This window comes from Streptomyces armeniacus (genome assembly GCF_003355155.1).
Classification (GTDB): Bacteria; Actinomycetota; Actinomycetes; order Streptomycetales; family Streptomycetaceae; genus Streptomyces; species Streptomyces armeniacus.
Genome location: NZ_CP031320.1, coordinates 6721059 through 6746125, shown reverse-complemented (window position 1 = coordinate 6746125; position 25067 = coordinate 6721059). Strand labels below are relative to the sequence as shown.

Below are 25067 nucleotides of genomic sequence, written 5' to 3'. Positions count from 1 at the left end.
AGCCGCGAGGGCGGGCCAGTGTGGGCCGTGAATTCTAGGGATTCGGTCACTCATCCGTGCCTCCGGCACGCGTCCGGGCAACCCTAGGGGTTCTCTTAGAGCAGGTGAGCGGCCCTCCGGGGGTACGGCCGCGCCCGCGCATAATCGGCGTGGCATCGGTGGGACCGCGCATCGGTGGGACCGCGTGCTCGCTCGGGACCGGGTGGCCTGGACCGGGGTGGCGTGCGCTGGCCGCCACCGGGGGACCGCCGCTGACGATCCGTACACCGTCCGTACTTCGGCCCGTACGCCACTTCGGCCCGTACGCCGAACGAGGACAGTCAAGCGACAGTGAGCGAGGACAAGTGAGCGAGGACAAGCTCCGTGACTACCTGAAGCGGGTGACCACGGATCTGCACCACACTCGCACCCGGCTCCGCGAGTTCGAAGCGAAGGCGTCCGAGCCCATCGCCATTGTCGCCATGAGCTGCCGCTACCCCGGCGGCGTCAGCTCGCCCGAGGAGCTGTGGCAGCTCGTCGAGAGCGGTACGGACGGCGTCACCCGGTTCCCCGACGACCGCGGCTGGGGCGTCGACACCCTCTACGACCCGGACCCCGACACCCCCGGCACCGTCTACACCCGCGAGGGCGGCTTCCTGCACGACGCCGCCGACTTCGACGCGGACTTCTTCGGCATGTCCCCGCGCGAGGCGCTGGCCACCGACCCGCAGCAGCGGCTGCTGCTGGAGACCGCCTGGGAGGTCTTCGAACGGGCCGGACTGCGCCCCGCCGACCTCAAGGGCAGCAACACGGGCGCCTTCATGGGCGTCATGTACAACGACTACGGCTCCCGCTTCCCCGAACCCCCCGAAGGGCTCGACGGGTTCATCGCGAACGGCAGCGCCGCCAGCATCGCCACCGGCCGCATCTCGTACACGTTCGGGCTGGAAGGCCCGGCCGTCACCGTCGACACGGCCTGCTCGTCGTCGCTCGTCTCGCTGCACCTCGCGGCCCAGGCGCTGCGCGGCGGCGAGTGCGACCTGGCGCTGGCGGGCGGCGTCGCCGTCATGTCGACACCCGTGACGTTCATGGAGTTCAGCAGGCAGCGCGGGCTCTCCGCCGACGGCCGCTGCAAGTCGTTCGCCGACGCCGCCGACGGCACCGGCTGGGGCGAGGGCGTCGGCATCCTGCTGCTGGAGCGGCTGTCGGACGCCCAGGCCAACGGGCACGACGTACTCGCCGTCCTCCGCGGCTCCGCCGTCAACCAGGACGGCGCCAGCAGCGGCCTCACCGCGCCCAACGGCCCCTCGCAGCAGCGCGTCATCCGCGCGGCGCTCGCCAGTGGCGGACTCCAGCCGGGCGACGTGGACGCGGTGGAGGCGCACGGCACCGGCACGACGCTGGGCGACCCGATCGAGGCACAGGCGCTCCTCGCGACGTACGGGCAGGAGCGGGACGCCGAACGGCCGCTCTGGCTCGGCTCGTTCAAGTCCAACGTCGGGCACACGCAGGCCGCGGCAGGCGTGGGCGGCGTCATCAAGATGGTGCAGGCCATCCGGCACGGCGTACTGCCGCGCACGCTGCACGTGGACGCCCCGGCGTCCGCCGTCGACTGGTCCGAGGGCCACGTAGTGCTGCTCACCGAGGCCCGCGAATGGCCCGACGCGGGACGGCCGCGCCGCGCGGCCGTGTCGGCGTTCGGCGTCAGCGGGACGAACGCGCACGCGATCGTGGAGCAGGCGCCGGACGCGGAGGCGGACGAGGACGCGGGCAAGGGCAAGGACGCGGGCAAGGGCGACGAGAGCGGCGAGAGGGCCGTTGAGGCGCCGGAGGGTGCAGCGTCTGCGGCGTCGCTGCCCGCCGTGCCGTGGGCGCTGTCCGCCCGCACCCCGGAGGCGCTGCGCGGGCAGGCGGAACGACTCTTCGCGTACGCCGGCCGGCACCCCGACGCCGACCTCAACGCCGTCGCCCGCTCGCTGCTCACGACGCGCTCGACGTTCGACCACCGTGCGGTGGTCGTGGGCGCCGACCGCGACGAACTCCTCGATGGCCTCCGTGCCTTGGCGGCGGACGAGTCGGCGGCGGGTGTGGTGACGGGTGCGGTGCGTCGGGGTGGGCGTACGGCGTTTGTTTTTGCGGGTCAGGGTGCGCAGCGGTTGGGGATGGGGCGTGAGCTGTATGAGGCGTTCCCGGTGTTTGCGGAGGCCTTCGATGAGGTGTGTGCGCACTTTGATGGGGAGCTTGAGCGGCCGCTGCGGGATGTTGTTTTCGGGGATGACACTGCGGCGCTGAGTGAGACCGGGTTTACGCAGCCTGCGTTGTTCGCGTTCGAGGTGGCTCTTTTCCGGCTGGTCGAATCCTGGGGTGTGCGTCCGGACTTCCTGGTGGGTCATTCCATTGGTGAGTTGGCGGCGGCGTATGTGGCGGGTGTGTGGTCGCTTGCGGATGCGTGTCGTTTGGTTGCTGCGCGTGGGCGGTTGATGCAGGCGCTTCCGTCCGGTGGCGGAATGGTGGCTGTGGAGGCGTCCGAGGGTGAGGTGCTGCCGCTGTTGGAGGGCCGTGCCGACCGGGTGTCGATTGCCGCTCTGAACGGGCCCTCTTCGACGGTGGTTTCCGGTGCCGAGGACGCGGTGGAGGAGATCGCGGGGCACTTCCGTTCGGAGGGTCGCCGTACGAGTCGTCTCTCTGTCAGCCACGCCTTCCACTCCCCGCTGATGGAGCCGATGCTGGCGGAGTTCCGTCGGGTGGCGGATTCGGTGTCCTATGGGGTTCCTTCCGCTGCTGTGGTGTCGAATCTGACGGGTGGGCTGGCCTCTGCGGAAGAGTTGTGCTCGCCGGATTATTGGGTGCGGCATGTGCGGGAGGCGGTGCGCTTCGCCGACGGCGTGACCACGCTGGCGGAGCGCGGCGTGCAGCGGTTTGTGGAGATCGGCCCGGACGGCACGCTGACCGCGATGGCGCAGGCGTCCGTCCCGGCCGAGGCGGCCCTCGTGCCGCTGCTCCGGAAGGACCGCCCCGAGGCGCAGGCGCTGCTGACGGGTGTCAGCCGCCTCCACGTCAACGGCCTGTCGCCGGACTGGACTTCCCTCCTGCCGCAGGCGCCCCGCGTGGACCTGCCCACGTACGCGTTCCAGCGCGAGCGCTATTGGCTCGACGGCCCCGCGCGCGCGGAGGCCGCCGGACCGGACAGCGCGCTGTACGCCGTCGACTGGCACGAGGTCGAGGTGCCCGCAGCGGGTGCCGCCTCCGTCGCCGTACTCGGCCGTACGCACGCCGACCTCGCCGCCCTGAGCGGCGCCGTCGCGCAGGGCGAGGCGCCGCCAGAGGTCGTCGTCCTGCCGTGGCCGCCCGCCGCCACGGACGGTGGTGCCGACGCGGCGTCCCCCGAGGCCGTACACGCCGCCGTCAACGACGCGCTGGCCCTCGTACAGCAGTGGCTCGCGGACGAATCGCTCTCCGGTGGCCGACTGGTGCTGCTCACCTCCGGTGCCGTTGCCACCTCCGGTGACGACGAGCTGAGTGACCCGGCGGCGGCTGCCGTGTGCGGGCTGCTGCGCTCCGCGCAGTCGGAGAACCCCGGCCGCATCGTGCTCGTCGACGCGGAGAGCGGCACACAGCGCGACGCGGACACAGACGCCGCCGTACGGGCCGCCCTCTCCGGTGAGCCCCAGGTCGCCCTGCGCGCAGGCGGCCGTACGATCGCCCCCCGCCTCGTCCGGCACACGCCGCCCGCCGGACAGCGTTCCGCCGCTGCCTTCGACGCCGACCGTACGGTGCTCGTCACCGGCGCGTCCGGTGCTGTCGGCACCGCCGTCGCCCGCCATCTCGTCGCCGCCTGCGGCGCGCGGCGCCTGCTGCTCATCAGCCGGCGCGGCCCGGAGGCGCCCGGCATGGACGCGCTGCGGGCCGAACTGGCCGACGCCGGGGCCGAGGTGACCGTCGCGGCCTGCGACGCCGCCGACCGCGGCGCACTGGCCGCGCTGCTCGCCGAGATCCCGGCGGACCGGCCGCTGGGCGCCGTCGTGCACGCTGCCGGCGTGCTGGACGACGGTGTCGTGTCGGCGCTCACGCCGGAGCGGATTCGTACGGTGCTGCGTCCCAAGGTGGACGCCGCCGCGCACCTGGACGAGCTGACGCGCGAACTGGGCCTGGATCTGTCGGCGTTCGTCCTCTTCTCCTCTGCCGCCGGCACGTTCGGCGGTCCCGGCCAGGGCAACTACGCCGCCGCCAACGCCTACCTGGAGGCGGTCGCGCACCGCCGCCGCGCCGCCGGGCTGCACGGGCTCGCACTCGGCTGGGGCATGTGGGCGGAGAGCAGCGACATGACGGCCGGGCTGGCCGCGTCGGACCGGCAGCGCATGCAGCGCACCGGTATCGGCAGCCTCCCGACGGATGACGCCCTGGAGCTGTTCGAGCGGGCGCTCGGCACCGACCGTTCGACGGTGCTGCCCGTACGGATGGACCTGGGCGTGCTGCGTGCCCGCGCGGCCGAGACCGAGCCGCCCGCGCTGCTCCGCGAGCTGGCGGGCCGTCCCGCCGCCCGCCGCGCCGCCAAGGCGGACTCCTCCGACACCGGCAGCGGGAAGCTGGCGGCGACACTCGCCGGGCTGCCCGAGGGGGAGCGTTTCCCGACGCTGCTCGGCATGCTGCGCGCGGAGGTCGCCACCGTACTGGGCCACTCGTCCGCGTCCCGTGTGGACGCCGAACGCGCCTTCACGGAGCTCGGCTTCGACTCCCTTACGGCGCTCGAATTGCGCAACGCCCTCGGGCGCCGCACCGGGCTGCAGCTCGCCTCCACCCTGATCTTCGACCACCCCACTCCGGCCGCCGTCGCCCGCCACCTGATGGACGAACTCCTCGGCGCCGCACCGCAGTCCGCCGCAGGCGGCACGCAGCGGCAGGCGACAGCGGACGAGCCGGTCGCCATCGTCGGCATGAGCTGCCGCTTCCCCGGCGGCGTCGACACCCCGGAAGCCTTCTGGGAGTTCCTGGCGGCGGGCCGCGACGGCATCACGGACTTCCCCGAGGACCGCGGCTGGGACACCGAGGCGCTGTACGACCCGGACCCCGACCACGAGGGCACCAGCTACACCCGCAGCGGCGGCTTCCTGCGCGGCGTCGCCGACTTCGACGCGCCGTTCTTCGGGATCTCGCCGCGCGAGGCCCTGGCGATGGACCCGCAGCAGCGGCTGCTGCTGGAGACGTCCTGGGAGGCCGTCGAACGGGCGGGCATCGACCCGCGCACGCTGCGCGGCAGCCGTACGGGCGTCTACGCGGGCACCAACGGGCAGGACTACACCACCGTCCTGCGCGAGGCCGCCGAGGACAGCGACGGCTACCTCGGCACGGGCAACGCCGCCAGCGTCGTCTCCGGCCGCATCGCGTACACGCTGGGCCTGGAGGGCCCGGCGGTGACCGTCGACACGGCGTGCTCCTCGTCGCTGGTCGCCCTGCACTCCGCCGTACGGGCGCTCCAGTCCGGGGAGTGCGACGCGGCGCTGGCGGGTGGCGTGACGGTGATGACGACCCCGGCCGCCTTCCTGGAGTTCAGCCGGCAGCGCGGGCTGGCGGCGGACGGACGGTGCCGCGCGTTCTCGGACGACGCGGACGGTACGGGCTGGGGCGAGGGCGTCGGCATGCTGCTCGTGGAGCGGCTGTCGGACGCGCGCGCCAACGGGCACCCCGTGCTGGCCGTCGTACGCGGTTCCGCGATCAACCAGGACGGCGCGTCGAACGGTCTGACGGCGCCCAACGGTCCGTCCCAGCAGCGCGTGATCCGCGCGGCGCTCAACGACGCGGGGCTCGCGCCCGGCGACGTGGACGCGGTGGAGGCGCACGGCACCGGCACCACCCTCGGGGACCCGATCGAGGCGCAGGCGCTCCTGGCCACGTACGGGCGCGAGCGGGACGCCGAACGGCCCCTGTGGCTCGGCTCGGTGAAGTCCAACATCGGCCACACGCAGGCCGCCGCCGGTGTCGCCGGAATCATCAAGATGGTCCTCGCCCTGCGCACCGGCGTCCTCCCGCGCACCCTGCACGTCTCCGAACCGTCCACACACGTGGACTGGTCGGCGGGCGGCGTACGGCTGCTCACCGACAACGCCGACTGGCCGGACGCCGGACGGCCGCGCCGCGCCGCTGTGTCGTCGTTCGGGTTCAGCGGCACCAACGCACACGTGGTGCTGGAACAGGGCCCGGAACAGCACCGTACGGAGGCCGATGCGGAGCCGCGTACGGACGCCGCCGGGCTCGCCGTCTGGCCGCTGACCGCACGCGGCCCCGAGGCGCTGCGCGCACAGGCGGCGCGGCTGCACGCGCACGCCACCGCGCACGGTGAACTGTCCGTACAGGCGCTCGGCCACGCGCTCGCACGCACCCGTACGGCGTTCGACGAGCGGGCTGTCGTCTTCGGCGAGACACGTGACGAACTGCTGGCCGCCGTGGCCGCCTTGGCGGACACTGACACGGCGCCGGCCGAGGGCGCCGCACAGCCCCCGGTGACGGGCACCGCGCGCGCGGCGCGCACCGCGTTCCTGTTCACCGGGCAGGGCGCGCAGCGCGCCGGCATGGGACGTGCCCTCTACGAGGCGTTCCCCGTCTTCGCCGCCCGTCTGGACGAGGTGTGCGCCCACTTCGACGCGGAGCTGGAACGGCCCCTGCGCGAGGTGATGTTCGCGGACGACGATCCGCTGCTGCACCGCACGGCGTACACGCAGCCCGCGCTGTTCGCGTACGAGGTCGCCCTGCACGCGCTCGCCGAATCCGCCGGGCTGCGCGCCGACCTCCTTCTGGGGCACTCCATCGGCGAGCTGGCCGCCGCCCACGTGGCCGGCGTCTGGTCGCTCGCCGACGCCTGCCGGCTGGTCGCCGCGCGCGGCCGGCTGATGGACGCGCTGCCCGGGGGAGGCGCCATGGTCGCCGTCCAGGCAGCCGAGGACGAGGTGCTGCCGCTGCTGGCGGGCCGCGAGCACGAGGTGTGCGTCGCGGCCGTCAACGGCCCCCGTTCCGTGGTGCTTTCCGGCGACGAGGACGCGGCGCTGGACGTGGCCGCGCGCCTGGCCGAGCAGGGCCGCCGCACGAAGCGGCTGACGGTCAGCCACGCGTTCCACTCGCCGCGCATGGACGGCATGCTCGACGCGTTCCGTACGGTGGCCGAAAGCCTCGACTACCGCGAGCCGCGCACCGCCGTCGTGTCCAACCTGACCGGCGCCCTCGCCACCGCCGGCGAGCTCTGCTCGCCCGACTACTGGGTGCGGCACGTGCGGCAGGCCGTACGGTTCGCGGACGGTGTGCGCGAACTGCGGGCACAGGGCGCGGCACGGCTGGTGGAGGTCGGCCCCGACGGCACCCTCAGCGCCATGGCGGAGGAGTGCAGCGTCCCGGCGGACAGCGCCCCTACGGGTGCCGACGCGGACAGCACGGACACCACCGTCGTGGCCCTCGTACGGGGGCGCGCCGCCGAACACGCCGCCGTGCTGCAGGGCTTCGCGCGCGCGTACGTGGACGGCGCCGACATCGACTGGACGGCGCTGACGGCTCCCGACGGTGCGCACGAGACCACAAGCGAGGCCGCGGCGGACTCCGACTCCGACTCCGACACCGCGTCCGGTGACGCGCCCCTCCCGGCACCGCTCCCCACCTACCCCTTCCAGCGGCAGCGGTACTGGCCGACGCGCCGCGCCGCCGTCGGCGACCTCGGCGCCGCCGGACTGGAGGCCGCCGGGCACCCGCTGCTCGGCGCCGCGGTGGACGTCGCCGACGCCGACGGCCACCTGTTCGCGGGGCGGCTCTCCGTACGGGACCAGCCCTGGCTGGCCGACCACGCGCTGGGCGACACCGTCGTGTTCCCCGGCACCGGCTTCCTGGAGCTGGCCGTACGCGCGGGCGACCGCGCCGGCTGCGACCGCGTCACCGAACTGACGCTGCTCGCCCCGCTGCTGCTCAGCGACAGCGGACAGGTCAGCGTGCAGGTGTGGGTCGGCGCCGAGACCGGCACCGGCGACGGCGAACGCCCCGTCAGCATCCACGCCCGCGACACCGCCACACCGGACGCTCCTTGGACCCTGCACGCCACAGGGCTGCTCGGCACCTCCGCGCACGCGGAGCCCGGCCCGTCCGCGGCGACCGCGGAATGGCCACCCGAGGGTGCCGCCGAACTGCCCGTGGACGGCGTGTACGAACGCCTCCAGGACGCCGGTTTCGCGTACGGCCCGCACTTCCAGGGCCTCCGCGCCGCCTGGCAGGACCCGGCCGAGCCCGCCCGCGTACACGCCGAAGTGGCGCTGCCCGACGACGCGCACGCCGACGCGGGGCAGTTCGGGCTGCACCCCGCGCTGCTCGACGCCGCGCTGCACGCCACGTCGTTCCTGCCGCTGGAGGACGGCGCGGGCGGGCGGCTGCCGTTCGCCTGGCGCGGAGTACGGCTGCACGCGTCCGGCGCGGGCGCCGTGCGCGTACGGCTCGAGACCACCGGTCCCGACTCCGTGTCGCTCGCCGTCGTCGACAGCGCGGGCGGCCCGGTCGCCACCGTCGACGAACTCGTCCTGCGGGAGACCTCCCCGGACCAGATCGAGGCCGCCCGTACGGCGCGGGCCGCCGCCACCGACCCGCTGTACCGGCTGGACTGGCCGCTCGTCACGGGCGAAGCGGCGGGCGGCAGCGCGGAGTTCGCCGTCCTCGGCGACAGCCGTACGAGTCCCGCCACCGGTACGGACACCTCCCTGGCGGACACCCTCCGCGAGGCCGGGGTGCCCTGCACCGCACACCCCGACCTGGCGTCGCTCCTCGCCGCCGACGGCGACGGCAGCCTGCCCGGCACCGTGCTCGCTCCCGTGACGGGCGGCGACCCCCGTACGGCTACGGCGCACGCCCTGGCGCTGCTCCAGGACTGGCTGGCCGACGAACGGCTCGCCACCGTACGGCTCGCGTTCCTCACCCGGAACGCGGTGGACGCGCCGCACACCCTCGGGCACGACCCGGCGCACGCCGCCGTCTGGGGGCTGCTGCGCTCCGCGCAGTCCGAGCACCCGGACCGCTTCCTGCTGCTCGACACCGACGACCAGGACGCCTCACACCGGCAGCTCCCGGCGGCGCTCGCGGCCGGTGAGCCCCAACTCGCCCTCCGTACGGGCGCCCTGCACGCCCCGCGTGTCGCCCGCGTCGAACCGGACGACACGCTGCGCCCGCCGGCCGGTGCCGACGGCTGGCTGCTCGACATCCCCGAGAAGGGCACCCTCGACAGCCTCGCCCTGCTCCCCAGCGACCGGGGTACACGGGCGCTCGCTCCGGGCGAGGTACGGATCGCCGTACGCGCCGCGGGTGTCAACTTCCGCGACGTGCTGAACGCCCTCGGCATGTACCCCGGTGATGCCAGCGACTTCGGCCTTGAGGGTGCGGGCGTCATCACCGAGACCGGTACGGATGTCACGGACGTGGCGGTCGGCGACCGCGTACTGGGCATGTTCCCGGGCGCGTTCGGGCCGACGGCTGTCGCGGACGCGCGCACTGTCGTACGCATCCCCGAAGGGTGGTCGTTCGCGCAGGCCGCCTCGGTGCCCATCGTGTTCCTGACGGCGTATTACGCGCTGGTGGATCTGGGTGGTGTGCGTCGGGAGGAGTCGGTGCTGGTGCATGCGGCTGCCGGTGGTGTGGGCATGGCTGCCGTGCAGTTGGCCCGTCATCCCCCTGGGCGGGGAGGGTGGTGGGCATGGCGCTCCCGGTATATAGACCGTACGTTCCAGTATGGAGGCGTGCGTGTGCGTGTGCGTATGCCGTCTGCTTCGGCCGTGCGTGCCCCGCTCAGTCCAGGACCGCGAGCGCCTGCTCGGCCGCGTCCCGTACGCGCGCCGGGTCCGGCGACGCCTTCCCGACGACCCGCATCCCCTGCATCAGGACGACCAGCATCCGCGCCAGCGCCCGCGGATCGCGCCCTTCCGGCAGCTCGCCCTGTGCCTCGGCCCGGGTGAGCGCCGAGTGCAGCAGCGTCTCCAGATGCGCCCAGCTGGCCTCGACGCGGCGGGCCGCCTCGCGGTCGTGCGCGGCCAGTTCGGCGGCGGTGTTGGTGACGAAGCAGCCGCGGGCGCGCCGTTCTGCCGTGCAGGCCTCGTCGGCGAACCGCCGCACCAGCTCCCGTACGGCGGGCAGCGCCGGTCCGGACCGGGACAGCTCCCGCACGATCCGCGGGTCCTGCTGCTCGCCGTACCGGTCGAGCGCCTTCAGGTACAGATCGTGCTTGTTCCCGAAGGTGGCGTAGATGCTGGCGCGGCCGATGCCGAGGTGTTCGACGAGATCGCTCATCGACGTTGCCTCGTAGCCGCGCTGCCAGAACAGCTGGAGCGCGGCCTGGAGTGCGGCGTCGGGGTCGAATTCCTTGGTGCGGGGCATGGGGTGCACGCTAGCCGAGTCTGGAACGGTCGGTCAAGAAAGCCCTCAGGGTGTCGACTGGTGCTCACTGCTCGCCGCGGGGTCGGGGCGTGATCGTGACGGTGACCGACGGCGGCAGCGCGTCCGCGCCGCGTACGAGTCCGGGCCTGATGCACTCGACTTCGCTGAGCTGGGGCAGCTCGGCGAGCGCCGAGAGGCCGACGTGCTGGCAGTCGCGTACGGTCAGCGACTCCAGGTTGGGGAACAGGCGCGGGAGGTCCGCCAGTTTGAGGGGATCGTCCTCCGCGTGCAGGAAGACCAGGCCAACGTGCGGAAGCCTGGCGCCAGCTCCGGCAGCGCCGGAGATCTGGTCGGGGCGCAGGCTGAGGGCCGAGATGCCAGGGTGATTCGCGACCGCGGCCCAGTCGGCGGCCCTCAGTTCACCCCGTACGGCTTGCAGTTGCAGGAAGCGCAGTGCCGGATATGCATCGATGCCCACCAGGCCGTCCGTCTCCGCGGGCAGCAGAAGCTCGTTCAGCGGCGCCGAGGGGGGAAGCACGGACGACAGGCCGGGCCAGGTGCGCACCTCGTCAAGGGCGATTGTCTCCAGGTGGGTGCAGGCGCCCAGAGCGTCCGGTGCCAGCTCCTTGAGCCCGAATGCCCAGAACCGGCGCAGCGGGAGCTGCGCCAGCGGCGCGAGGTCGCGAACCTGGCCGCAGGACCACAGCTCCAGGTCGGCCAGCCGCGGGAACGCCTGGAGGAAGGCCAAGTCGCTGATGCCGGGGTTCTCAACGAGGCGCAATCTGACCAGATGGTCCGGCGAGAGGGCCGCGCACATCTGTTCCGGGGTGAACGCGCCTCCCAGCATCACACTGCTGAGGTTGCCCAGCGACTCGACCGCCGCCAGCTCCTCGTCCGTGCTCAACGCCACTACCACCTCGGGGTCCTCCGCCAGGTGCCGGATCACCTCGTGCGCGTACGTCTCGGTGTCGAAATGGCCCCAGTAGGCTCCGAGTTCACGCCGCACGCCCGCGTCCGGGTGGTCCAGGAAGCGGACCACGGTGGGCAGTGCCGCGTCCGTGCCGATCAAGCAGGCGGTCTGCACGACAGCCACGGCCTCGTCATCCTCCAAGCCCTCCGGCCCCGGCAGCAGCTCCAGCACCACCGGCCCGGCCTCCGCCAGCGCCTTCGCCTCCTCCGTGCTGCGCGGCGGGATCAGGGCCGCCGCCCGGCGCTCCACCTCCTCTCGCACCTCCGGGGCAAGCTTCGTGGCGTGCTCCAGACACGCCATGGCGAGCAAGTGGAGCCGCCGCGAGTGGTACTCCGTGTCGCCGCGCGCCAGCACACCCCGCAGCAGTCGCGCCCGCTCGTCCGGCCGGGCGTGGGCGACGGCCATCCGCAGGACGTCCTCCCACTGGTCCAGGTGCGCGTGCCGGATCAGCAGGTCGAAGTCGCGTTCCTCGACGGCCTCCCGCGCGCCCAGGTAGTCCTGGAAGGTGCGGTGGATGAAGTCCACGCCGTTCGGGGCGGGTTCGCGGAGCAGGCCCGACCGTACGAGCAGGTGGCGGAAGATCTCCTCCACCGAACCCTGCGCGCTGACCTGGGGCATGGACGGCAGTACGCGGGCCAGCAGTTCGACGGCGTCGGACTGGTCCATCTCGGCGCGGCCGTTGCGGATCAGCCAGTACGCCAGCTTCTGCAGCAGCTCCGTCTGCGACTCCTCGTCCAGGTCGATGCCGCCTGGCCGGTGCATGTCCCGTTCGCGGTCGCGCCGTTCCAGGAGCATGCTCAGCGCCGCGTCGTAGAGCGCCTTGCGGCCGCGCGGCAGGAAGCCGCGGCGCTCGCGGTGGAGGGCACAGATCAGGCCGCACATCAGGGGGTTGGTGGCGAGCCGGCCGAGATCCTGCTTGCCGCGTACGGACGTCAGCAGGGCCTCGCCAAGCGCCGGGTCGGCGCCGGCGGCACGGTGCCAGCGGTGGACGAACGCGGCGACGTCGGGGCGGTGCATCGGGGCGAGGGACAGTTCGGTGAAGCCGTCCGCGTCGAGCCAGTCCTCCCGTACGGCGGAGGGGCGGGAGGTGACCAGCCACAGGTTGCCTGGGAACGCGGTGACGAGGTCACGCAGCCAGCGGCGCGTACGTTCGCGCTCCTCCTCGGGCACCTCGTCGATGCCGTCGACGAGCAGCAGCCCGCGCCCCGCGTCCAGCACCCGGTCCGCCCAGCCGGGCGGCTGCGAACCGGCCACCAGGCAGCTGGTGGCGGCCAGGAACCGGTCCGGGACGGGCAGCTCCGCGCCGCCGCGGGTGAGCGTACGCAGCGGCAGCACGAACGGGACCCGGCCCAGCAGGTGCGTCATGCCCGGCGGCGTGTCTTGCCGAGCCGTGTCCTGCCGAGCCGTGTCCTGTCGCGCGGTGGTCACCGCGAGCCACTGCACGAGCGTCGTCTTGCCCGAGCCCGCCACCCCGCGCAGCAGCACGCGGTCGCGGCCGGCCAGGGCGCGGTCGGCGGGCTGGGCGGTGGTGAGCTGTACGCCCGCCTGGGACGGGTCGTCCCTCTGGCGTGGCCGGGACTCCGTGGCCTCCAGGGTCAGGTACGCGGCGTCCAGCGGCCATTCGCGGCACTGCTGGAGGTCCAGGCCGTGGATGGTGAGCGTGCCGTGCTTGCGGACGACGAAGTCGGCGTACCGCCGCTCGAAACGGGCGTCCGCGGCGGACTGCGCCGGTACGCGTTCGATGAGCACGTCCAGCTTCCGTACGTTCTCCGCCAGTTGGCGGCTCTGCTCGACCAGGGAGCGGGCGACGAAAGCGGAGCGCTGCGTGAAGAAGTGCAGGATGTGCAGGCAGGCGGTGTCCAGCAGGGAGACGTACAGCTGCTCCGCGTCCCCCGACAGGTCCCGCGCCGCCCGCGGATCGCCGTCGCGCAGCAGCCGTGCGAACTCGCGGTGCCCGAGCCGTACGGCCTGTACGTCCTCCATCCCCACATCGCCGAGGACCAGCAGCGTTCGGGCCAGGGCGAGGGCGACGGCCTGCTCCTCGTCTTCGCCGACGGGGCGCTCGTACGGGTCGGCATCGCGTACGGCACGCCGCACCAGCTCCGCCGTCAGCTTCTGCAACTGCCGCTTGCCGAGGGTGCGCTGCTCGCCCTTGAACGACACGAGGGCGGAGACCCGTACGGGCTCCCGCACCAGGTCGGCGCCCGGGTCCGGCTGCACGAACAGCTTCTTCAGCAGCGGTGTGACGACGCTCGACGCGAGCCGTAGGCCGGCTGCCGCTCCCGGTTCCACATGCCCCCCATGGACGTTGACGTGTCGCTGGTGCGCGGTCGAGCTTACGGGCGTCGCTGCTCTGCCTGCAGCCACTCCTCCCTCGTCAGGGCGTACTCGACCTCGCCGTGCTCGGAACCCTCGATGGCCTCCGGCCAGGACTGGAAGAAGGTGCGCCGGCAGGTCAGCCCGGCCTTCTCCATGACGTTGCGGGAGGGGGTGTTGACCTTCATGGTGTCCGCCGTGACGCGCTGGACGCCGAGCTCGGTGAAGCCCTTGCGGAGCAGGGCGCGGGCGCCTTCGGTGGCGTAGCCGCGGCCCCAGGCGGACCGGTGGAGGCGGTAGCCGAGTTCCACCTCGGCGCAGCTGTCCTCGGCAAGCGGCCGGAACTCGAACCAGCCGACGAACGCCCCCGTCTCCCGCTCCTCGGCCGCCCAGTACCCGCGGTCGCCGCGGCCGGCGAGGCAGGGGTAGTCGTGCAGTACGCGGGGGAGGGTGCGGTCGCGGATCGCGGTCCGGGGGACGGGCTTGCCACCGTTGAGGTAGCGCATGACGCCGGGGTCGTTGTCGAGCGCGACGAGCCGGTCCAAGTCGGCCTCGGTGAACGGGCGGAGCCGGAGGCGGGGCGTGCTGAGGAACGGCGGCATGCCTCGATCATCGGCCGGGCTGGGGGAGGGGTGCCACCGGGTTTTCAGCGGACGCGCAGGCCGTCCTCGGGGGCGGGGAGGACGGTGACGTGGGACGGTACGAGTTCCGCGTCGACGGCCGGGCTGTCCGGCAGGACGAGCGTGTGCAGGTGCGGCAGGTTGGCCAGCCAGCCGATGTCGACGCGGCCGAAATCATCCCGTACCCACACATGGGTCACGCCCTCGAAGTCCGCGGGCTCGTACTCGTGTGACATCCACGGACCGATGACCTGCACGTGGGACCGGCCGCCCAGTCTGCGCAGCGCACGGAGGTGTTCGGGCCCGGGTACGGCGAAGTACAAGTCGTCGTCCGGGAGGTGGGCGATGATCTCGTCCGCGTACGCGTCCGTGTCGAAGCGGTGCCAGGCCCAGGAGAGCTGGCGGCGCACGGCGAGGGACGGGTGCTCGCGGAAGCGGGCCAGGATCGGAAGGGCGGCGTCCGTGGCGATGCGGCTGGCGGCGATCACGACGGCCTCCGCCTCGTGGGCCGCCAGCCCCTCCGGCCCCGGCAGCAGCCCCAGCAGCAGCGGTCCGGCGGACTCGGCGATCGCGATCGCCAAGCTGATGCTGCCCGGCGGCAGCATCACGCGGGTGTTGTGGTCGACCTTGCGCACCACGTCCGCGTCGATCTCCGTCGCGTGCTTCACACAAGCCGCGGCGAGGGCGACGCGCCGGAAGGGGAGGGGGTCGCCCGATTCGATGGACGTCTCCTCGGCGAGAACCCCTCGTACGATCCGCGCCCGCTCCGCCGGGCGCGCGTGCGCGACCGCCATCTGGATCACGTCCGCCCACTGGTCGTTGTCCGCGTTGTCGATCAGCAGCGGGAAGTCGCCCTCCTCCACCGCCGCCTTGCCCGCGAGGTAGTCCTGGAAGGTGCGGTGGACGAAGTCCACGCGGTCCGCGGCCGGTTCGCGGAGCAGCCCCGAGCGGTCCAGGAGGTGCCGGAAGACGCGTTCGGGCGTGGCCTCGATGTGCGTCATGTTCCGCAGCGCGTGCGCGAGGCGTTCGACCGCGTCCGTACGGTCCATCTCCGCGCGGTCGTTCCGCATCATCCAGTGCGCCAGCTTCTGCAGCAGCTGGACCTGCGTCTCCTTCGACAGCGGCAGCGCGGCGGCGGCCGTCACCGCGCGTTCCGCGTCCCGCCGTTCCAGCAGCATGCTCAGCGCCGCGTCGTACAGGTCCTTGCGGCTGTGCGGCAGGAAGCCGCGCCGCTCGCGGTGGAGGGCGCAGAGCAGCCCGCACATCAGGGGGTTGACGGCGAGCGAGCCGAGGTCGCCGTTCAGGCGGACAGCCGTGAGCAGGGCGTCGGCCAGTTCGGGGTCGGCTTCGGCGGCGGTGTGCCAGCGGCGTACGAAACCGGCCACGTCGGCGCGGGACATGGGCGCGAGGGTCAGTTCGGCGAACTCCTCCGCGGCGAGCCAGTCCTGCCGTACGGCCGAGGGGCGGCAGGTGACGAGCCACAGGTTGCCCGGGAACTCGCCCATCAGCTCCCGCAGCCAGCGCCGCGTCTCCTCGCGTTCGCGCTCGGGGATCTCGTCGATGCCGTCGACGAGGAGCAGCCCGCGGCCGCCGCGCAGCACCCGGTTCGCCCAGCCCGGCGGCTGGTCTCCGGCGACGCCGCTGCGCGTCGCGTGCAGGAAGCGGTCCGGCGTCGGCGGCAGGCCGTCGCGCATGACGCGGCGCAGCGGCAGCACGAACGGGACGCGCCCGACGAGGTGCGCGAGGTGCGGGTCGTACGACTGGCGGGCGGCGGTCAGCGCGAGCCACTGCACCATCGTGGTCTTGCCGGAACCGGCGCTGCCGCGCAGCAGGACGCGGTCGTGGCCGGCGAGCGCGCGTTCGGCGGGCTGCGGGGCGCCCGCGGCATGACTGGCCTCAAGGGAGATGTACGCGGCGTCGAGCGGCCATTCGCGGGCGTGGTTGAGGTCGAGGCCGTAGATCGTCAACTCGCCGTGCTTGCGGACGATGTGATCGGCGTACAGCTCCTCGAAGCGGGCGTCCTCCGCGGACTGCGAGGGGAGGCGTTCGATCAGCAGGTCCAGCACGGCGGTCTGGTCGGCGAGCTGGCGGCTCTGCTCGACGAGGGTGCGCGGGACGAACGTGGACCGCTGGGTGAAGTGGTTCAGGATGTGCAGGCAGGCGGTCTCGACGACGGCCTTGCACAGCTCGGTGCCGTCCGCGCTGAGGTGCCGGGCGGCGCGGGGCGAGTGCAGGCGCAGCTCGCGGGCGAAGGCGCGCGGGCCGAGCCGTACGGCCTGCACGTCGTCCATGCTGATGCCGCCCAGCGCCCGGAGCTGGGCCGCGACGGCGTGGGCCACGGCGTCCTCCTCGCTGACCGGGACGGGCCGTTCGTTCGGTCCGGCGGCCCGCACCGCGCGGCGTACCAGCTCGGCGGCGAGCCGTTCCAGGTCGAGGCTCGTGAGGGTGTGCCGCTCGCCGCAGAAGGAGACGAGGGAGGAGATCCGGACCGGCTCGTCCACCAGCGCGGCGCCGGGCGCCTGCGGCGCGAACAGCTTCTTGATCAGCGGCGCCACGGCGGTGGAGGCGAGCCGTACGCCGAGGGTGGTGCCGGTTGCCGGGTCCATGCCGGTGATCGTAGGTCAACGGGCGGTGAGCGGTGGGCGGTTGGGCCCACGGCGGCGGCGCGCCGAGGGCGCCCGACGGGGGTGCTCAGACCGAACGGAGGTCCAGGCGCCAGTCGTTGCAGTGCATGAAGTGCCCCGGCGGGTACTCGACCCGGCACTCGCCGAGCAGCGCGAAGCCGACCTTGCGGCATATCGCGTTGGACGCGGGGTTGTCGGTGGCCGGATACGCGTGCAGATGCCGGTGTCTGTGCTGCGCGCGGGCCTGGGCGACGGTCTTGGCGGCGGCGAGGGCGGCGATGCCGCGGCGCTGGAACTCCGGGAAGACGATCCACCCCATCTCGTAGACGGGCTCGTCGTGCCAGACGCGCTCCCAGTACCCGACCGTGCCCACCGGCTCGTCGCCGGGCAGCAGCACGATGGCGTACATGATCCCGGCGCCGGGGTCGGTGGCCGCGAGATACCGCTCGTGCCGGCTGCGCAGCTGCTCCTCGGTCTCGGGGCCGCCGAGGTGTTCGGTCATCTCGGCCGTGTTCGCACGGTGGAGCAGCCCGAAATCCCCGTCCGTCCACGGCCGGAGCGCCACTTCGGACGGCTCGCCCGCGCCGCCCGCGGCGGGATGGTTCGCCGGAACCGGCATCGCACACGCCCTCTCGTACGTCCTCGCACGTCTTCCAGGTGCTGCTCAGCATGTCAGGGGGCACTGACAACGGGCACCGGCACCGGCACTGACAACCGGCAGCGGCACTGACAACCGGCAGCGGCTGTGACAACCGGCACCGGCGCACCGTGCGCGCGGCGCCGTACGGGGCGGGGCGCGCCTCAGTCGCCGTGGTGGGCGCTGGTGATCAGCTCGTACGCGACGGTGAGCGCCGCCTGCCGCCGGTCCTCCGGGGCGTCGCCGGAGTCGTGCATCGCGACGATGGCGGCGTGCATGGTGAACAGGGAGGTCGTGGCCCGTACCCGGTCCACCAGGTCGGCGTCCTCCTCCACGAGGAGGGCGGAGAGGGTGAACATGCGCTTCTTCAGGCGTTCGCCCAGGCTGAGGTCGCGGAGCGAGGCCTGGTTCTCCTGGATGAAGCGGAAGAGCGGTTGGGCGCGGCTCAGGGCCTCGCTGTAGCGGCGGAGGATCTCCTTCTTCGTCTCGAGCGTGCGGGGCTGTTCCCGGCCCCACTCGATGAGCTCGACGACCGGTTGGTTGAAGTCGTCGACGATGCTGACGAGGATGTCCTCCTTGGTCTTGAAGTGGTAGTAGAGGGCGGCCTTGGTGACTTCGAGCCGCTCGGCGATCTCGCGGAGCGACGTCTTTTCGTAGCCGCGTTCGGCGAAGAGCTCCAGCGCCACATCCTGAATCCGCTGGTGGGTGTTTCCCCTGCTCATGACCGCTCTCCTCAAACTTACTTGACGCCCGGCTAGTAGAGCTTCTATCTTTCCACTGTACCTACTAGCCGGGCGGCAAGTAAGTTTCCGGGGGCGCCCAGCTGTTCCATGAAGTCGTGAAGTGACGTGACGCGAAGCCGGTGAAGAAGATCATGGCTGACTCAGCGCAGGACCAGGACCGAGAGCAGGGCCAGGAGGGGGCCGGCGGCCAGGCCCCGCAGGCCGCGCCGCCGCCGGGCCCCCGGCAGCGCAGTGTGCGCGTCACGATGGCCGCGCTGATGATCGCCGTCATGCTCGCCATGCTCGACAACATGATCATCGGCACGGCCATGCCGACGATCGTCGGCGAGCTGGGCGGGCTCGACCACCTGTCGTGGGTCGTCACCGCCTATGCGCTCACCACCGCCGCGTCCACCCCGCTGTGGGGCAAGCTGGGCGACATGTACGGGCGGAAGGGCACCTTCCTTGCCTCGATAGTCATCTTCCTGGCCGGCTCCGTGACCTCCGGCGCCGCCCAGAGCATGGAGCAGCTGATCGGCTTCCGCGCGCTGCAGGGGCTGGGCGCGGGCGGTCTGATGGTCGGCGCCATGTCGATCATGGCCGATCTGGTGTCCCCGAGGGAACGCGGCAAGTACATGGGCATGATGGCCGGCGTGATGTCGGTCGCCATGATCGGCGGGCCCCTCGTCGGCGGCACCCTCACCGACCACCTCGGCTGGCGCTGGGCCTTCTACATCAACGTCCCCCTCGGCGGCGTCGCCCTGGCCGCCGTCATCACGCTGCTGCACCTGCCGAAGAAGCCCGGCGGTGGCCGTATCGACTACGTCGGGGCGGCCCTGCTCACCACCGCGATCACAGCAGCGGTGCTCGTCACGAGCTGGGGCGGTACGGAGTACGACTGGGGTTCCGGCGTCATCCTCGGGCTGATCGCGCTGGCGGTGGCCACGCTCGCCGGGTTCCTCGTCGTGGAGCGCCGGGTGGCCGAACCGATCATGCCGCTCGGGATCTTCCGGAACCGGAACTTCTCGCTCATCACCCTCATCGGCTTCCTGCTCGGCTTCGTGATGTTCGGCGCGATGACCTTCCTGCCGCTCTTCCAGCAGGCCGTGCAGGGCGCCTCCGCCACCAACTCCGGGCTGCTGCTCCTGCCCGTGCTGCTGCCGATGATGCTCGTCTCGGTCGTCACCGGGCGCGCCACCACCGCCAACGGCAAGTACCGCATGTACCCGATCATCGGCGGCGCCCTCATACCCGTCGGCCTCTTCCTCATCGCGCAGATGGACGTGGGCACCAGCAGGCTGACGTCCGGCCTCTACATGGCCGTGCTCGGCGCGGGCATGGGCTTCCTGATGCAGCTCACCATGCTGATCGCGCAGAACAGCGTGGAGATGAAGGACGTGGGCGTCGCCTCCTCGTCCACGACCCTGTTCCGTACGATCGGCGGCTCGTTCGGCGTCGCGCTGATGGGCACGATCTTCGCCGACCGCGTGAAGGGGAGCATGACGGACCAGCTCGGCGCCGAGGGCGCCGGGGCGACCGGCGGCGCGGGCGCGCAGCTCGACGCGGCGTCGCTGGCGAAGCTGCCGGACGCGGTGCGGAACGCGTACGAGCACGCGGTGGCGGACGGGACGAACGCGGTGTTCCTGCTGGGGGCGGTCCTGACGGTGGTCGTCTTCGTCGCGGCCTGGTTCATCGAGGAGGTCCCGCTGCGCGGGGGCGAGGCACCGGCGGAGGCCCCCGCCGGCACCGGTTCCGCCCCCGACCTCGCCGCCGACTCCGGCACGGTGGCGGACACCGGCTCCGTCACCGACTCCGGCATGGACGCCTGCGTCGGTGCCGGAACGGAATCCGGGGCGGGCGCACCTCCCGCAGGCACCCGGGAGAGTGTCAGCATCGAGAAATGACGACACCCGGCCTGGCGCAGCTCCGCGCCCTGCGCCAGGCCAAGGACGCGATGGACCGCGACTGGGCCGACCCCGCGCTCGACCTGGACGCGGTCGCCGCGTATGCGGGCTACTCGCGCTTCCACTTCGTCCGCGCCTTCAAGGCGGCGTACGGCGAGACGCCGGGGCAGTACCTCAGCCGGCGCCGCATCGAACGCGCCGAGGAGCTGCTTCGCTCCGCGAACCTCTCCGTCACCGAGATCTGCGGCCTCGTCGGCTTCAGCAGCCTCGGCACCTTCTCCGCGCGCTTCAAGGCGGAGACCGGCGTGAGCCCCAGCGAGTACCGCACGAAGCACGTACGGAACGGGGCGGCGCTGATCCCCGGCTGCTACGCGATGCTCTGGACCGGCGGATTCCGGCCGCGTACAGAGGCCGCCGGGGCGACGCCGAAGCGACCGGCGGAGCGTCCGGCGAAGAGCGCAATTCTGGAGAAGCGGACTGAACCGCCCGGTGCCTAACGTGGTCGGCACACGGCCACCCGCACCCAGGAGCACCGCATGATCAAGAGCCTTGCCCTCACCACCGTCTGGTCCACCGACCAGGAACGCGACAAGAAGTTCTTCGTCGAGAAGCTCGGTTTCGAGGAGCGCACCGACATGGACATGGGCGGCATGCGGTGGATCACCGTGTCCCCCCGGGAGCAGCCCGACGTACAGCTCGCCCTGATGCGCCCGGACGGGCCCGGCATGGACCCGGATTCGGCCAAGGCGCTGGTCACGCTGGTGACGAAGGGCGTGCTCGGCGCGGGCGCGTTCCGTACGGACGACTGCCACGCGGAGTACGCCGAACTCAGGGCCAAAGGCGTCGAGTTCATCCACGAGCCGCAGGAACGCCCGTACGGCATCGAGGCGATCTTCCGCGACCCGAGCGGGAACTGGTACTCGCTCACGCAGGAGCGCGAGCACGACGAACTGGACATGTCGAAGCCGTGGAGCGGCGACTGCGTCACCGAGGACAAGCCTCAGGGCTGACGGCCGCGCGGATCGCGCCTGACGGCGGGCACCCCGCCGGGCGGGGTGCCCGGGTCCGTCGGCGCCGACTCCGGGAGCCACAGCACGGCGACCGCCCCGGTGTCCGTCTTCCGCGTACGGGCCGACGCGTCCGGTGCGGTCGGTGCGTGCGCCGCGTCCGGTGCGGTCGCCCCGGACTCCGAGCCCGTGCCCGCGCCCGGCTCGGTGCCCGCCGCGTCCGCCGCGTCCGCCGCGTCCTCCGCACCTGGCTCCGGCTGCCAGCTCGGCTCGCCCGGCCCGACGTTGCGGAACGTCAGCCGTGCCCCCAGCACCCGCGCCTGCCCGGCCGCGATCGTGAGCCCCAGCCCGTGCCCCGGCCGCGAACGGTCGTCGCTACCCGTACGGAACCGGCGCACCCCGTCCGTCAGCAGCTGCACCGGGAAGCCGGGCCCGTGGTCGCGTACGCGGATGCGCCGCCCGTCCACGGTCACCACGACCGGCGGCCGGCCGTGCCGTGCGGCGTTCGCGAGGAGGTTGCCCAGGATGCGTTCCAGCCGCCGCGGGTCGGTGACCACTTCCGCGTCCCGTGCGACGCGTACCTGCGCGTCCGGGGCCGCGACCGCCACCCGCCGCCGTACGAACTCGCCGAGCGCCACCTCCTGCAGCTCCGCCCGTTCCCGCGCCCCGTCCAGCCTGGCGACCTCCAGCACGTCCTCGACCAGCTGGCGCAGCGCCTGCGCGCGGTCCCGTACGAGCTCCGTCGGGCGCCCGTCCGGCAGCAGTTCGGCGGCCGTGAGCAGGCCGGTCACCGGGGTGCGCAGCTCGTGCGCGATGTCCGCGGTGACCCGGCGCTCGGCCTCCAGACGGGCCTGGAGCGCGTCGGCCATGCCGTCGATGGCGTCGGCGAGTTCGTCGGTCTCGTCCCGTACGCGTACCCGGCCGCCGATCGCGTCCCGCACCCGTACGCCGGTGCCGCCGCCCGCCACCTCGCTCGCCGCGTCGGCGGTCTTGCGCAGCCGCCGCGACAGCTGGCCGCCGACGAGGACGCCGAGCGTGCAGCCGCCGAGCACGACGGACAGGGAACCGATCAGCAGCGAACGGTCCAGGTCGGCAAGCACCGCGTAACGGTCCGAGAAGCGCGTACGGAGCGACAGGATCCGGTCGTCCGGCAGCGGGGTGGCGGCCCAGACGACGGGCGCGCCGTGCCGCTGCTCCTCCAGGTACGTGGCCCGCCGCCCGTCCTCGGCCGCCTTCCGCAGCGCGGACGGCAGCGACGGATCGTCGATCCGCGCGCCGAACGGCACCTGCCCGGTGGAGTCGTAGATCCGCCGCGCGTACTGCAGCCGCTCGTCCTGTACGTCGCGGCTGCTGTCCTGCATGGTGCCGCGCGCGGCGTTGTGCACGACGAGGCTGAGTGCCACCGCGACGAGCGCGCTGACCAGCGCGATGGCGGCGCTCAGCTTCCAGCGGAGGCCCGTGCGGAGGGAGATGCGCGTCATGGCGGGGTGCTTTCGGGGGGCGGGCGGGCGTTGCCCTGGGGGTACGGGGGGGGCTCCCCGGGGGACGGCAGACGGGGGCGGGCGGGTGCCCTGGGGTAACGGGGCGGCGCCCCGGGGATGGCAGGCTAGCCCTTCAGCTTGTAGCCGAAGCCCCGGACCGTCTCGATCCGGTCCTGGCCGATCTTCCCGCGCAGCCGCTGCACATGGACGTCCACGACGCGCGTGTCACCGCCCCAGCCGTAGTCCCACACCCGTTCCAGCAGCCGGTCGCGGGAGAGCACCGTGCCGGGTGTCGCGGAGAACTCCAGGAGCAGCCGCATCTCGGTCGGAGTCAGGGACACCGGACGGCCCGAGGTGCGTACCTCCATGCCCTCCGTATCCACTTCCAGTTCGCCGAACCGCAGGATCTCCGCCTCGCCGCCCGGCGGCCGTTCCGGCCCGCCCTCCGCGTACCGGCGGTGCGCGCCGCCCGCGCCGTTCGCGCCCGCCGCGCCGTGCGGCCCGGCCAGCCCCAGGCCGCTGGCGTGCCCGAAGCGGCGCAGCACCGCGCGGATGCGGGCGACGAGCACCGCGCCGTCGAAGGGCTTGGTCACGTAGTCGTCGGCGCCGGCCTCCAGGCCGAGCACCACGTCTATGGAGTCCGCGCGCGCCGACAGCATGATCACCGGGACCGTGGACGCGTCCCGGATACGGCGGCACAGGCTCACCCCGTCCAGCCCCGGCACCATCACGTCCAGCAGCGCGATGTCCGGCTGGTCCGCGCGGAACGCCTCCAGCCCGGCCAGCCCGTCGCCGACGGCCGTCACCGCGTAACCGTCGCGCTCCAGCGCGAGCTGGGTCGCCTCCCGGATGACGTCGTCGTCCTCGACGAAGAGCACATGCGTCGTCTCGCCCATGCCTGCCCGCCTCACTCCTTCCGTTCCGTGGCCGCCGGTGCCGGGGGCGCGGGGGTGCTGTCGGAGCCCCCGCTGCCGCCGCCGTCCACACCGTCGTCGTCCTCGCTGCGTTCGCGGCCCACCTCGTGGAAGACGCCGTCCTGCCACGCGTACGTGATGACGTCGCGGCCCGAGGGGCAGCACAGCGGTTCGTCGCCGACGTAGACGTCCCGCGTGACCTCCAGCATGCCGTCCCGGAACGTGGCCCAGACCGGCGGACGTTCCGCCGCGAAGACGTTGACCAGCGCGCCGTTCGTGCTGCGCCGGTACACGTATGCGCCGACGCCGACGCTGTCCGAGCACGAGGTCACGTTGACGACGAGGTCGGCCTGCCGGCCGCGGGTGGCGCGCGCGTAGTCCATGCCCACCGGGTACTGGTCGCCGACGCACGGCTTCAGGCCGCGCTTCACATGGCTGCTGACCTTGGGGTCGCGCTTGATCACGGAGATCACCTCGGTCTCGCTGACCTCGCGGACCTCGCCGCTCTCCGAGTACGCGGCCGTGCCCCGCCCGACCACCTCGGGCTTCGGCTCCGCTTTGGGTTCCGCTTCCGCCTCGGGGCCGGAGTCGCGCGGCCCGTCGGGCCGGGCCGTCGTGCCGTCGGAGGACGCGGACCGAGGCGCCGCGGAGTCCGTCGGCGCGCCCTCGACGCGTACGCCGCCCGCGGTCGTACCGCACGCGGTGAGCGCCACCACCAGCGCGGACAGTGCGGTCAGCACGGCGGCGCCCAGCGCGGCACGTATGCCGCGCCGGGCGCTCCGGCCTTCCCGTTCCGTGCCGGTCCCGGCCGCCGCCCTCAGGCGGCGCACTCCGCCGACCTCCGTTCCAACTCCTCGCGCATCCGCGCCAGCGAGCGGTGCAGTGTGCTCTTGACCGTGCCGGGCGACATGCCCAGCGCCCGCGCCGTCTCCACCGTGCTCATCTGCTCCCAGTGCCGCAGAATGACCACGCTCTGCTGCTTCGGTGCCAGCGTGCCCAGCACCTCCATCAGCAGCGCGCGGTCCGCCCGCTGGTCCGTCCCGTCCTCGACACTCGCCACGTCGGGCAGGTGCTCCGTCGGCACCTCCTGGAGCCGCCGGGTGCGCCACCACTCCGTACGCGTGTTGATCATCACGCGCCGGAGGTAAGCGTCGGCAAGGGACTTGTCCGCTATTCCGTCCCAGCGACCATACGTGCGTACGAGGGCGGTCTGCAGCAGATCCTGCGCCTCCATGGGGTCCGTCACCAGGCGCCGGGCGCTGCGCAGAAGGGCGTCCTGCCGGGTCCGTACGTACTCCTCGAAGTCCAGGACCTCTGCCGCGGCCATGTCTGCCTCCCGGTTCTGTGACGTAGGGCGCTTTCGCGATACGTCACAGAACCTAGGCAGCGGGTGTTGCGGGAGCGCATGCAGTGAACCAACGGGAACCCTGCGGCTGCCCATCGGTTGTGTAACAGCGACGCCTCGGGCAGGCGTCGGCGGGCCCGCGGCCCGCCGCCGCGTGGCGGCGGG

The 25067-nt window shown here is 72.9% G+C and carries 13 protein-coding genes and 1 pseudogene; 4 read left to right on the top strand and 10 right to left on the bottom strand.

Annotation, left to right across the window (positions count from 1 at the left end):
- Positions 1–56 precede the first annotated feature (56 nt).
- A pseudogene (locus DVA86_RS29415) lies at positions 57–9488 on the top strand (type I polyketide synthase); the annotation flags it as partial.
- A gap of 289 nt (positions 9489–9777) precedes the next feature.
- Here the strand turns inward: DVA86_RS29415 and DVA86_RS29410 are convergent.
- The 6 genes from DVA86_RS29410 to DVA86_RS29385 form a co-directional block, all read right to left on the bottom strand.
- Entirely contained in the window at positions 9778–10362 is a 585-nt protein-coding gene (locus tag DVA86_RS29410) for a TetR/AcrR family transcriptional regulator (protein ID WP_208882868.1), read from the bottom strand.
- 64 nt (positions 10363–10426) lie between these two features.
- Positions 10427–13624, bottom strand: coding sequence for an NACHT domain-containing protein (locus tag DVA86_RS29405; protein ID WP_208882867.1), 3198 nt, complete (start codon positions 13622–13624; stop codon positions 10427–10429).
- Positions 13625–13668: 44 nt separating this feature from the next.
- Positions 13669–14250, bottom strand: coding sequence for a GNAT family N-acetyltransferase (locus DVA86_RS29400; RefSeq protein WP_208882865.1), 582 nt, complete (start codon positions 14248–14250; stop codon positions 13669–13671).
- Between the two features lie 44 nt (positions 14251–14294).
- The gene (locus DVA86_RS29395; RefSeq protein ID WP_208882863.1) at positions 14295–16874 is read right to left on the bottom strand and encodes an NACHT domain-containing protein; all 2580 of its coding nucleotides are present in this window, start codon (positions 16872–16874) and stop codon (positions 14295–14297) included.
- An 85-nt stretch (positions 16875–16959) separates the two neighbouring features.
- Positions 16960–17511 (bottom strand): GNAT family N-acetyltransferase, encoded by a 552-nt coding sequence (locus DVA86_RS29390; RefSeq protein ID WP_208882861.1) that lies wholly within the window; start codon positions 17509–17511, stop codon positions 16960–16962.
- 182 nt (positions 17512–17693) lie between these two features.
- Positions 17694–18251: a TetR/AcrR family transcriptional regulator gene (locus tag DVA86_RS29385; protein WP_208882859.1), complete on the bottom strand. Its 558-nt coding sequence runs from the start codon at positions 18249–18251 to the stop codon at positions 17694–17696.
- Positions 18252–18403: 152 nt separating this feature from the next.
- Between DVA86_RS29385 and DVA86_RS29380 the strand changes: the two genes are divergently transcribed.
- Genes DVA86_RS29380 through DVA86_RS29370 form a run of 3 tightly spaced genes read left to right on the top strand, consistent with a single transcriptional unit; the run spans position 18404 to position 21165 of the window.
- Positions 18404–20155: an MDR family MFS transporter gene (locus tag DVA86_RS29380; protein ID WP_208882857.1), complete on the top strand. Its 1752-nt coding sequence runs from the start codon at positions 18404–18406 to the stop codon at positions 20153–20155.
- Entirely contained in the window at positions 20152–20652 is a 501-nt protein-coding gene (locus DVA86_RS29375; protein WP_245997325.1) for a helix-turn-helix transcriptional regulator, read from the top strand. Before DVA86_RS29380 ends, DVA86_RS29375 begins: the two co-directional genes overlap by 4 nt.
- Positions 20653–20691: 39 nt before the next feature.
- On the top strand, positions 20692–21165 hold the full coding sequence (locus DVA86_RS29370) for a VOC family protein (RefSeq protein WP_208882856.1): 474 nt from the start codon (positions 20692–20694) through the stop codon (positions 21163–21165).
- Here the strand turns inward: DVA86_RS29370 and DVA86_RS29365 are convergent.
- From DVA86_RS29365 to DVA86_RS29350, 4 genes are all read right to left on the bottom strand, one after another.
- On the bottom strand, positions 21156–22643 hold the full coding sequence (locus tag DVA86_RS29365) for a sensor histidine kinase (RefSeq protein ID WP_208882854.1): 1488 nt from the start codon (positions 22641–22643) through the stop codon (positions 21156–21158). The genes DVA86_RS29370 and DVA86_RS29365 overlap by 10 nt on opposite strands.
- 125 nt (positions 22644–22768) lie before the next feature.
- Positions 22769–23539: a response regulator transcription factor gene (locus DVA86_RS29360; protein WP_208882852.1), complete on the bottom strand. Its 771-nt coding sequence runs from the start codon at positions 23537–23539 to the stop codon at positions 22769–22771.
- A gap of 11 nt (positions 23540–23550) precedes the next feature.
- The gene (locus tag DVA86_RS29355; RefSeq protein WP_208882851.1) at positions 23551–24387 is read right to left on the bottom strand and encodes a hypothetical protein; all 837 of its coding nucleotides are present in this window, start codon (positions 24385–24387) and stop codon (positions 23551–23553) included.
- Positions 24375–24884: a SigE family RNA polymerase sigma factor gene (locus DVA86_RS29350; protein WP_208882849.1), complete on the bottom strand. Its 510-nt coding sequence runs from the start codon at positions 24882–24884 to the stop codon at positions 24375–24377. The genes DVA86_RS29355 and DVA86_RS29350 overlap by 13 nt, the downstream gene beginning before the upstream one ends.
- Positions 24885–25067: the final 183 nt, after the last annotated feature.

Bases quoted from the DNA above. Each gene is read 5' to 3' on its own strand.
- DVA86_RS29410 (WP_208882868.1), bottom strand. From the start codon at position 10,362: ATGCCCCGCACCAAGGAATTCGACCCCGACGCCGCACTCCAGGCCGCG.
- DVA86_RS29400 (WP_208882865.1), bottom strand. From the start codon at position 14,250: ATGCCGCCGTTCCTCAGCACGCCCCGCCTCCGGCTCCGCCCGTTCACC.
- DVA86_RS29395 (WP_208882863.1), bottom strand. From the start codon at position 16,874: ATGGACCCGGCAACCGGCACCACCCTCGGCGTACGGCTCGCCTCCACC.
- DVA86_RS29390 (WP_208882861.1), bottom strand. From the start codon at position 17,511: ATGCCGGTTCCGGCGAACCATCCCGCCGCGGGCGGCGCGGGCGAGCCG.
- DVA86_RS29385 (WP_208882859.1), bottom strand. From the start codon at position 18,251: ATGAGCAGGGGAAACACCCACCAGCGGATTCAGGATGTGGCGCTGGAG.
- DVA86_RS29380 (WP_208882857.1), top strand. From the start codon at position 18,404: ATGGCTGACTCAGCGCAGGACCAGGACCGAGAGCAGGGCCAGGAGGGG.
- DVA86_RS29375 (WP_245997325.1), top strand. From the start codon at position 20,152: ATGACGACACCCGGCCTGGCGCAGCTCCGCGCCCTGCGCCAGGCCAAG.
- DVA86_RS29370 (WP_208882856.1), top strand. From the start codon at position 20,692: ATGATCAAGAGCCTTGCCCTCACCACCGTCTGGTCCACCGACCAGGAA.
- DVA86_RS29365 (WP_208882854.1), bottom strand. From the start codon at position 22,643: ATGACGCGCATCTCCCTCCGCACGGGCCTCCGCTGGAAGCTGAGCGCC.
- DVA86_RS29360 (WP_208882852.1), bottom strand. From the start codon at position 23,539: ATGGGCGAGACGACGCATGTGCTCTTCGTCGAGGACGACGACGTCATC.
- DVA86_RS29350 (WP_208882849.1), bottom strand. From the start codon at position 24,884: ATGGCCGCGGCAGAGGTCCTGGACTTCGAGGAGTACGTACGGACCCGG.